The organism is uncultured Pseudoalteromonas sp. (assembly GCF_963922945.1).
GTDB lineage: Bacteria > Pseudomonadota > Gammaproteobacteria > Enterobacterales > Alteromonadaceae > Pseudoalteromonas.
The window spans coordinates 1-10,274 of the sequence record NZ_CAWUKC010000110.1; the positions used below are offsets into that span (position 1 = coordinate 1).

A 10,274-nucleotide genomic window follows, 5' to 3' on the forward strand; every position below is an offset into this window, starting at 1 on the left:
ACAACATAAAAAATTGATAATAATTGGCAAGGTATTTTACTGTGTTGGATGGCGCTTCGCTTATCCGACCTACACTTACAAAAAGTCGCCTATTTAGATTGTCGCACCGGTAAAATAAAACGTCTATTCAACTCGAATACCTTGGCTTAAAAGGTACTCAACAGCTGCATCAGTATGGGGCTTAAACGCCTTCCAACGGCCAATTGCTTTGTTGTTAATTGGTTGGCGTACTTGTACTTTACTGGCTGTAGATACTGGCGCGGTGTTTAAGTGAAAGTCTATACATTGTGCTTGCCACTCTAAATTACAAAAGCTAACTAGCTCTTTTATTTGCTGCTCGGGCTTTGCGACTAATTCTTCGTATTTTACTAATTTTATGTTGTTGTGCAGGGCGCTAAAGTGCTGCATGAGTTTGTAAAAGCGGCTATAAAATTTAGCAGTGTCGAGCAAATCGAGCGAGTATGCGTAGTAGGGGTTATTTATAGTAAATAGCTGGCGGTAGTTACCGATGCAGGTGTCCATTGGGTCGCGCAGCATACAAATAATTTTAGCGTTTGGTAGGGCTTTAGTTATTAAGTCGATATAAAAAAAGTTAAACGGGAGTTTATCTATAAAGTGCTTATGGCTACCAGTGGTTACGCGAGTGGCGTTTAAATAGGCTGTCCCAAGCTGATTAAAATCAAGCTCGTAGGCTTTAGTGAGTGTTTGAGTATCGAGTACATGCGGTGTTTGGGTTTGGCTGAGCTTTTTAACGCTTAGGCCAAAGTCTTGTAACTCACCGGCTGATTGTACGTCGCTGTGGCTCGATAAAATACGCTCAACCAATGTGGTGCCAGAGCGGGGCATACCTAATACAAAAATAGGCTCTGGTGTTGGGTTTCCTTGTGTTAGCGCGTGTTTATGCTGTTCACTTAAATGTTTAATGTGTTCAAATAATGCGGTTGAGCTTTTATGATCAAACGGCTGCATAGCGCGCTTTGCTGCTTTACCTTGCTCTAGGCTGTTAAACGCATCATCAAACTTGCCTATGTCTTGATACTCTTTTGCCAGTGCGTGGCCGATGTGTAATTTTGCATCGGGATGAGTGATTTGCTCAGCTACGGTTTTTAAGCGCGCTATATGATTCGATTGCGCAGTGGCTTTGGTTAAGTCACTTAATGCAAAATGGCTTTGGTGATGCAGCGGGTTTAGCGTAATGGCGCTTTCAAAGGCATTTTTAGCTTGTTCAAATTGGCCGACAAATTTAGCGCTCACACCTAAATTATAATAAAACTGCGGTTGTGGTTTATTTGCATGGTTAGCCAGTTTAATAGCGCAGTTAAAGTAGTTTAGTGCCTCTTTGTGCAGGCCTGCTTGTGTAAGTGCAACACCTAAGGTGTCGGCATCAAGCGGCTTTTTTATTTGCTCAACGGGTATGGCTAAAGCGGTGTTTTTTGCTTTAGTTAATTCGCCTGTTAATGCGTAACACTTTGCAAGTTGGGCGCTGTATTCAATGCTTTTACCAAAGCTAAGGGCTTTTTCTATTAGCTTTATGGCTTTGTGTATTTGCCCTACGCGTAAATTAACCATGGCTAGTAAAAAGTAGCCATCGGCAAAGTCGGTTTTTTGCGTTACTAATTCAACTAACGTTTTATGAGCAAGCTCAATATTGCCTTGGTTTAAATGTTTAATTGCACTTTGATGAAGGTGTTTTAAATTTGGCTGCATTGTTTAATTTTTATTATTTAGTTACGCGTTAATAAAGAAAAAAGGCTCAAAAAATTTGAGCCTTTTAAGAGTGACTATAAATTATATTTCAAATTTGTAGTTAAATTTAACGCCTACCGTCAGCGGGCGGTTAATATAGTGGCCGTAGTTACGTTGTATGTCGGCACCGTTTGCAGTTGTTATGTCTGCATCTGAGCGACGAACCGATGTAAATGCATATTTATTAAATAGGTTATCAACATAAAGAGTTGTTGACCACTCATCGGCTGTTAACTTAGCAGAAATATTACTTAAGCTATAACCTGGCAGTGTTTCGCCATTGTCATGCAGGCCTACTCTGGTAATTACATCGCTTTGCGCGGTTAAACCGTAGTTAATATCAAGGGTTTTGTCGCTAAATACATCTGTTTGATAGTTTACACCCATAGAGAACTGATGCTCTGGCGAGCCCGGTAGACGGTCGCCATCTTCTGCGCCATCTGTGCCATCGGCATTAAATAAAAATGGTGCATCTGAGGTTAGCTCTGCTTTTGTATAAGCATAAGTGGCGTATACGGTAAATGAGTCAGATAAAATAGCACGGGTAGATAGCTCAACCCCTTTTGCGTTTGCACTGCCTGCGTTAGATAAGTACGGGAGTTGACCTACATCTGTTGCGCCTGCAATTTGTGCATCATCCCAATCTACGTTAAATAACGCGGCATTAAAGTGTAATTGGCTTCTAAACCAAGTGCTTTTTAGGCCTAGCTCGTAGTTTGTTGTGGTATCGGCATCGTAGAGCATTTCTTCTGGGCTACCACAACCTGCTTGATTAGCTGGTAATGGATCAGGACACGGTGCTAAACCATTTGAGCCACCAATTCTAAAGCCTTCACTTACCGTTGCATAACCCATTACTGATGGAGTGAACTGGTATTTAGCGTTAAATTTGAATAGGCTGCCGTTGTCGTCTGCTTCATTTTTTTCAAAATTTAATGAAATTGCATCAGGTGCTGCGCCATCAAATAGGGTATTAAATAGCGGGAAGTCGACAGCCGATTCTGATTCAACGTCGTACTGGTACAAACGCATACCAATGGTTACATCTAGTTTTTCTGTTACTTGGTAACCTACTTCACCAAACAAAGCCGACTCTGTAATTTCTGTACGGTCTACCGAGAAATACTCTAGTTGGTCTGGACGAGATTGCGCTGCGCCAAAATTTTCTACGGCAAAATCACCAAAGCCTGGGGTAAATTCTTTACTTGAGGCGTCTGTTTCTATTTTGTTGTAAAACGCGCCTACAATCCAATTTAGGTCGCTGTCGCTTTGCGATACTAAACGAAGCTCTTGCGTGAAGGTATCTTCTTCGTCAATTTCACGTGTGTATGATGAAAACGCAGGGAACTCTTCATAACCGTAATCTAGGCGGATAAGTAAATCGGTTTGGTCACGTTGGCCGTCGGCATCAAAGCTTGAGATACCGGTTGCCGATACAAGCTCTGCAAAACCTAGGTCGGCTTTTAGCTCAAGGCTTAGTAGTTGATCTTCTTTTTCGCGCGGCTCTTCATAACGATAAGCCGACTCGTATTTACCTACAATATCACTTAAACCGTTATCATCGTTTAGGCTGTTGTAATGAACAATTGAACGGCCTTCGCTGTCTTGGTTTTGATAAAAGTAATTAAGTGTCCCTTCAAATGTTTCGCTTGGTTTGAAGCGTACAGAAATACGGCCTGTGGTAGTTGTTTCGCCGTTAGCATCTTCAACATTTTTAATATTGTTGTTTACTTCGTCGGCGTTACTCCAATCAGGGTCCGGTAGCGATACACCTGGCTCACGCACTGCGTAAGCATAATCAATAAAGCCTGGGTCTTCGTATACGTTCAAGCTTGCACGTACTGCAAGTTCATCTTCAATAAGTGGCAGGTTTACTATAAAGCCGCCTTCGCCGCCTAACGAGTCACTTTCTTGGGTTTGAAACATATCACCAAATATTTCTACTGTTGTAAAATCAAGCTCTGGCTCTTTAAGCATGTAACGAATTGCGCCGCCTAGAGTACCAGCACCATATAACGTGCCTTGTGGCCCAATAAGTACTTCTACACGCTCTATGTCTACCAAGCGCATATCAACTGACACCGGGATTTCGTTAACGTAAGTAGCGACGGTTCCGCCATCTGATGATGGACCAGACGAATTTGTATTTAAACCACGTACAATAATAGGCGAGCCTGAGCGACCACCTTGATCGGTAATTGTTAAACCAGGTACCCAACGCGCTACATCGGCTAGTTCGCCAATGTTTTGATCTTTCATTACATCGGCATCAAGTGCGGTAATGTTTAGCGGTGCATTTTGCACCGATCCGCTGCGTCTTGTTGCTGTAACTTCGATTACTTCGAGTGATTTGTTTATCGCGGTGACTTCTTCTTGCGCCACGGCTGAGTTAGAAAATATAAATGCGCCAGATACAGCGCTCGAAATAGCCAAGGTTAACAAGCTTGGTTTAAACATAAAAAGTGATCCCCAGATTCAAAATTTACAGCGTTAATATAAGTTAAACAGTTTATCAGGGAGTTAAAGTGGTGGGAATATTAAAATTGAATTTTAATTCACCTTTTTGGAATAAATATAGTTTATGTTCGGCTTTGAATTATATAAATATGTATAACATCCAAATAATTAGCAGGTTAAGGTACAAACGGAAACGTTTTGCGCATTGAGCAAATATAAATAGCCATTCACATTGCTTAGTTAGCTGAATGTATAAATACGGTTAAGAAACGTATAGGACCCTGTTTAATATTTTGCTCAAAGGTATTTATTGTTGTTTTAGCACTATAAAAGTGAAGTTTGATCCCCATTAACCCTTCATACCGTAAGCTATAGCATTTTGTACTAAAGTACGCGTATTAAGGAATATTTATGAGCCAATTATTCTCACCTTTAAAGCTCGGTGAACTCACTTTAGACAACCGTATTATTATTGCGCCTATGTGTCAGTATTCAGCAAATCAGGGGGCTGCCAGTGATTGGCACACTATTCATTTAGGGCAGTTAAGCTTAAGCGGGGCAGGATTACTTATTTTAGAGGCCACCGCGGTTAACCCTGAGGGGCGTATTAGTTATGGCGATTTAGGGCTTTGGAATAGCGAAACCCAACAAGCATTAGGCAAAAGTCTAAAAGCTATTAGGCAATACAGCCCCATGCCTATTGGCATTCAGCTAGCGCACGCAGGGCGTAAAGCATCTACTGAAAAACCATGGGATGGGGGTGGCGCAATTGCACCTAGCGATAAAAATGGCTGGCAAACATTTGCGCCTTCTGCCATTGCCTACGATGACAACGCTTACCAGCCAAAAGCTATGACGAAATCGGATATAACCCAGCTAATAAACGATTTTGTAAGCGCAGCAAAACGCGCAGATGAGCTAGGGCTTGATTTAATCGAGCTACATGGTGCGCATGGTTACTTGTTACACCAGTTTTTATCGCCACTTTCAAATAAGCGTGATGATGAATACGGCGGCAGTTTGCAAAACCGTATGCGCCTTGTGCTTGAGGTGTTTAAAGCAGTAAGAGCTGAATTTGCAAGTAATAAACCGGTAGGTATCCGAATTTCTGCTACTGATTGGGTTGAAGGTGGTTGGGATTTAGCACAATCAATAGAGCTTGCTAAAGAGTTAGACAAGCTTGGCTGCGATTTTATTCATGTAAGTACAGCGGGTTTAAGTCCAGAGCAGCAAATACCGGTTAAACCAAATTTTCAGGTGCCGTTTGCAACCGCTATTAAAGAGGCCGTGAATATGCCGGTAATAGCCGTAGGTTTAATCACGGAGCCACAACAAGCCGAAGATATTATTAGCGAGCAGCAAGCTGATGGTGTAGCACTAGCGCGAGGTATTTTATACAACCCGCATTGGCCTTGGCATGCCGCAGCCGCGCTTGGCGCAACTGTTAAAGCACCAAAGCAGTACTTGCGATCTAGCCCGCATGGGCAGCCTTCACCTATTAAGTAATTTACCCATACCATGGCTACCCACTGTATTTATATGCAGTGGGTTTTATTATTTGTAAATTAGAGTTATTTATGAATCAAACCGTTACACAGCCTGTGCAAATAAGTAATACCTTAGTGAGCATTATTGCACTGTGCTGTGGCCTTATTGTGGCAAATATTTATTATGCTCAGCCAATCATTGAGTTATTAGCGCCCGATGTTGGCTTAAGTGCACATAGCGCAAGTTTTATTGTGTCGCTTACTCAAATTGGCTATGCAATGGGGCTGTTTTTTTTAGTGCCATTGGCCGATTTAGTCGAAAACAAACGCTTAATGCTCATTACCTTAGCCATAACATTTTTAAGTTTAATAGGCGCAGGCTTGGCGCAAAGTCCAAGTGTTATGTTGCTATTATGCTTATTGGTGGGGGCAAGCTCTGTATCGGTGCAGGTATTAATACCGCTTGCTGCGCATTTATCGTCAGATGAAAAACGTGGGCAAGTACTGGGCAATATAATGGCGGGGTTATTATTGGGTATTTTATTGGCAAGGCCAATGTCGAGTTTAATAGCCGATCATTTTGGTTGGCGAGCCGTATTTTACTTTGCCGCAGGCTGTATGGCATTTATAGCCAGTGTTATTTACTTTACGATACCAAGCAGGCAACCAACACAAAATACAACCTATGTTAAGTTATTAAAATCGCTTAAGCAGCTAATAATACAGCAGCCAGTGCTGCGTGAGCGGGCATTGTATCAAGCGCTTATGTTTGCCTCTTTTAGCTTATTTTGGACCAGCGTACCGGTTGTATTAGCCAGAGAGTACGGTTTATCGCAATCACACATTGCCTTATTCGCTTTAGTAGGCGCAGCTGGGGCTGTCGCCGCGCCTATTGTTGGACGTTTAGCCGATAAGGGGTATACGCACCAGTTATCGTTACTTGCTAAGGTGATTGCCGCAGTGTGCTTTTTACCAAGTGTATTTGAGTTACCCAATGGGGTAATAATTTTAGCTTTAACAGGTGTGTTTATTGATTTTGCTGTGCAGGCAAATATGGTGCTGGGTCAGCGGGTGGTATATTCACTAGAGCCACAAAGCCGAGCCCGCTTAAATGCCATATACATGACCAGTATTTTTGTCGGTGGGGCGCTTGGCTCGCTAGTGGCAAGCCCACTATACGAAGCTGGTGGCTGGGAAAGCGTGGCGTTAGTGGCAGCGGGTATGCCAGTTATATCACTAGTCGGATATTTAATGACAAGTAGCAAGTAGGCGCGATACAAGTTATAGCGAATTTTGTTATTTAAAAGGCCAGCGCAGTTATGTGTTGGCCTTTTTATAGAGGCGATTATTGTTTTTTAACACTCGAAAATGAGCTGCCCACCGAGGCTATAATGACTAATAAAATAGCCAACCATTGCCACAGGGTTAATAACTCGCCAAGTATAATAAACCCAGCAAGAGCAGCAAATGCAGGCTCTAAACTGAGAATAATACTAAAGCCTTGAGCGGGCATATTGCGCAGGGCAACCATTTCAAGCGTATAGGGCAGCGCGCTTGATAAAATAGCAATGCCAATGCCCAGCGGTATAACACTCCATGTAAATGCACTGCTTTGTAATATGCCGCCATAGGGCACAAGTACAATAGCGGCAACAGTCATACCGAGCGCGACCGTTGCACCGCCTGAGCTTTGTGTGCCGGTTTTTTTACCAAACAATATATAGGCGGCCCAACAGGCTCCGGCACCCAGCGCAAGTACTACGCCTATTGGGTCTAGGCTTTCCTGACTGCTCATATCAGGTAGTAATAGTAAAATCCCCGCAATGGCACACGCCACCCAAAATAAGTCGCGCTTAGCGCGTGAGCTAAATAACGCGACAGCGAGCGGGCCGGTAAATTCAAGTGCTACACCTATTCCTAAAGGGATACGTTCAATCGCGTAATAAAATAAAATATTCATTCCGCCGAGGCTTAAACCGTACACCACAATTGATAACCGATTACCTCTAGCTGGTAGGTGTTTCCAAGGTTTAAATATTAAACACAAAATAAGTGCAGAAAAACCAAGCCTAAGTGCAGTGGTGCCTTCGGGGCCAACAACAGGAAATAACTGCTTAGCAAATGAAGCACCGGATTGAATGGTGATCATAGCTAACACAATACACACGAGCGCAAGCAAAAAGTTTTTAGTGGATGATTGCATTGTTTTCCTTGGTAACAATCGTCTATTTTTGCGCAGTGTAGCTGTTTTTTATTCGCTAAGTAATAGCTTGAGATACAAAATTAAATTTAGGAGGGAGTTGTTAGTGTGTGACATGCTTGGGTGTGTATGCATGCCCCTATTTAAGTGCAAAAACAGTAACCGTAAACCTCAAAATAAAAAAGCCAGGGAATAGATCGCTGGCTTATCAACGTTTAGGTTGTTTTAATGTGTTTTGCTAGCACTTTTAACTAAGCCATCTAAAGAATAAAGGCCACGTTTTTCATCATTTTTACGTTTGATTTCTTCAAGCGCACGTGCTTCTACTGCGTCAAATAATGCGTTAATTAAACGGTTAAAGTGCTTATGCATTGCGGTACGTGCGGCGCTTGCATCGTGTGTTTGCAATGCATTGTAAATAGCAGTGTGCTCATCCATTACGCAATCGTTATTGTTTTTACACACGCTGCCATAATCGGCCACAATTTGTGAATTGTTTAAACGCAAATCCCACAAATTCGCCACCGCATACTCTAGGGCTTTATTACGCGTAGCACGCGCTATTATTTCGTGAAACTCACGGTCGGCTTGTTCTACATATAAGCCTTCTTCCATAGCGATAAGTGTTTGCTTTAATTGGGCTAGCTCTTCATCGGTGATTGATTGCGCGGCCAGTGCGGCTATTTCACCTTCAATGAGTGCGCGAGCTTGGGTTAGCTCAAATGCGCTGATCTCTTTTGTTTTTACTGCGGTTTCTTGCTGTTCTATTACATATACACCAGAGCCGGTTTTAACTTCTACGCGGCCTCGTACTTCTAATGCAATAATAGCTTCACGAATTGTTGGGCGGCTTACGTCAAACATGTCGGCAAGTTCTCGCTCTGGTGGTAAACGACTCCCAGCAGAAAACTCTCCTTGGTTTATTAAAGCTTCAACCTTATCAACAATGCGCCAAAATAAGCGACGGTTTCCCATATTCTACCTTTATTACCTGAAGGAATAGCGGCTGAAAGGCCCAAAGAGCCTAAACCTACTGTTATTAGCAGAGGTTACCCCAAAATTCACTCTTATGTCAAAATCTTAAAGTGGTATAACGGTCATATAATATTATAAATGAGCGTTAACCTGTTTATGTTACCAATTTAGTATAAATTTTAATAATTGGCTAGCTTGATTGGTCATGTTTTTGTGTGGTAAATTAGCTTTACTCTTTTAGTAAAGAGAAGTTAGGGCGTATTAATTACCTGTACTCGATAAAAATAAGTAAGCCGATAATTTTATATTTGCCCTAACCTTGATTGCCCACGGATGGGGGTCAACTTTAGTAAGCTTAAGCGCTTGTGTCATTAGGGTAAACGACCCCAAGCTGTTTTCTTGCAGTATCAAGTACGTTCATCACGTCGCAGGCAAGCTGATGTGTATTAACATCTGACTCTAGCCTTTGCGCGTTAATGGCTTGCATAAAGTGTGCAACTTCGTATTTCATAAAGTGTTCATCAAATTCATCAGAAATCACTTCTACTTCACCGTTATTAGCAACAAACTCTATGTGTTTTAACTGCGACACGGCGTGAATACGTAAACGGCCGAGCTCCCCCTGAATTTCGGTAATGTTATCGCCTTGAGATATTTTAGAATAACTAATAACCGCTTGTTTATCATCGTAATTGAGCAACACATCGCCTGCGCCATCTACGCCGGTATCTAATAGCACACCGCTGGCACTTACGCGCTGTGGTGCCCCCCAAAGTGCAATAAGTAAATAAAGCGGGTACACGCCTAAATCAAGCAAAGCGCCATTGGCAAACTCGGGTAAAAAGGTATTGGGACGCTCGCCGTTTTTATATTTATCGTAACGCGATGAGTACTGACTGTATTGGCCAATAAACTTACGGGGTTTGCCTATTTTACTCAGCGCATTTTTAAGTCGCGTAAAGTTTGGCAAATGCGTGGTCATCATTGCTTCCATAAAAAGGCGCTTATTGGCTTTCGCTGCAGCTAAAATAGCGTTTAGCTCATGGCTATTAGCAGCTGAAGGTTTTTCGCCAAGTACATGCTTGCCAGCCTCTAGGCACATTACTGCGTATTGCTTGTGCAGGCTATTTGGCGCCGCTATATAAACCGCATCAACATTGGGATCTTGGCATACCTGCTCAACAGAGGTGAAAATTTTTACATCGGTATTTGGATGATTTGATAAAAAGGCTTCGCCGCTTGATTGTTTGCGAGAGCACACACCGTATAAATTGAATTCATCTAACGTATTGGCTGCGCTTAATAAGGTATCACTGATAAAATTGGTACCGACAATGACAAAGTTCATGCCTGCTCCTTAGCTTAAATAATAAGAGCCGCTACTTTAACATTTTTTTTGCCCTGTATGC

The 10,274-nt window shown here is 42.3% G+C and carries 7 protein-coding genes; 2 read left to right on the forward strand and 5 right to left on the reverse strand.

The genetic code is table 11. From position 1 onward, the window contains the following. Window positions 1-123 precede the first annotated feature (123 nt). Together AABI99_RS16580 and AABI99_RS16585 are read right to left on the reverse strand one after the other, a co-directional pair. On the reverse strand, window positions 124-1,707 hold the full coding sequence (locus AABI99_RS16580; RefSeq protein ID WP_338367195.1) for a sulfotransferase: 1,584 nt from the start codon (window positions 1,705-1,707) through the stop codon (window positions 124-126). A gap of 81 nt (window positions 1,708-1,788) precedes the next feature. Beyond that, on the reverse strand, window positions 1,789-4,203 hold the full coding sequence (locus tag AABI99_RS16585; protein ID WP_338367196.1) for a TonB-dependent receptor: 2,415 nt from the start codon (window positions 4,201-4,203) through the stop codon (window positions 1,789-1,791). 411 nt (window positions 4,204-4,614) lie between these two features. Between AABI99_RS16585 and AABI99_RS16590 the strand changes: the two genes are divergently transcribed. Further along, window positions 4,615-5,709 (forward strand): NADH:flavin oxidoreductase/NADH oxidase, encoded by a 1,095-nt coding sequence (locus AABI99_RS16590; protein ID WP_338367197.1) that lies wholly within the window; start codon window positions 4,615-4,617, stop codon window positions 5,707-5,709. 71 nt (window positions 5,710-5,780) lie between these two features. Further along, a complete protein-coding gene (locus AABI99_RS16595; protein ID WP_338367198.1) occupies window positions 5,781-6,959 on the forward strand; it encodes an MFS transporter in 1,179 nt (392 codons plus the stop codon). 76 nt (window positions 6,960-7,035) lie between these two features. On the opposite strand, the gene AABI99_RS16600 is transcribed toward AABI99_RS16595, so the two are convergent. From AABI99_RS16600 to AABI99_RS16610, 3 genes are all read right to left on the reverse strand, one after another. Beyond that, entirely contained in the window at window positions 7,036-7,893 is an 858-nt protein-coding gene (locus AABI99_RS16600; protein ID WP_338367199.1) for a DMT family transporter, read from the reverse strand. A 222-nt stretch (window positions 7,894-8,115) separates the two neighbouring features. Then, window positions 8,116-8,865: a FadR/GntR family transcriptional regulator gene (locus AABI99_RS16605; RefSeq protein ID WP_338367201.1), complete on the reverse strand. Its 750-nt coding sequence runs from the start codon at window positions 8,863-8,865 to the stop codon at window positions 8,116-8,118. Between the two features lie 355 nt (window positions 8,866-9,220). After that, window positions 9,221-10,213, reverse strand: coding sequence for a Gfo/Idh/MocA family oxidoreductase (locus tag AABI99_RS16610; RefSeq protein WP_338367202.1), 993 nt, complete (start codon window positions 10,211-10,213; stop codon window positions 9,221-9,223). Window positions 10,214-10,274: the final 61 nt, after the last annotated feature.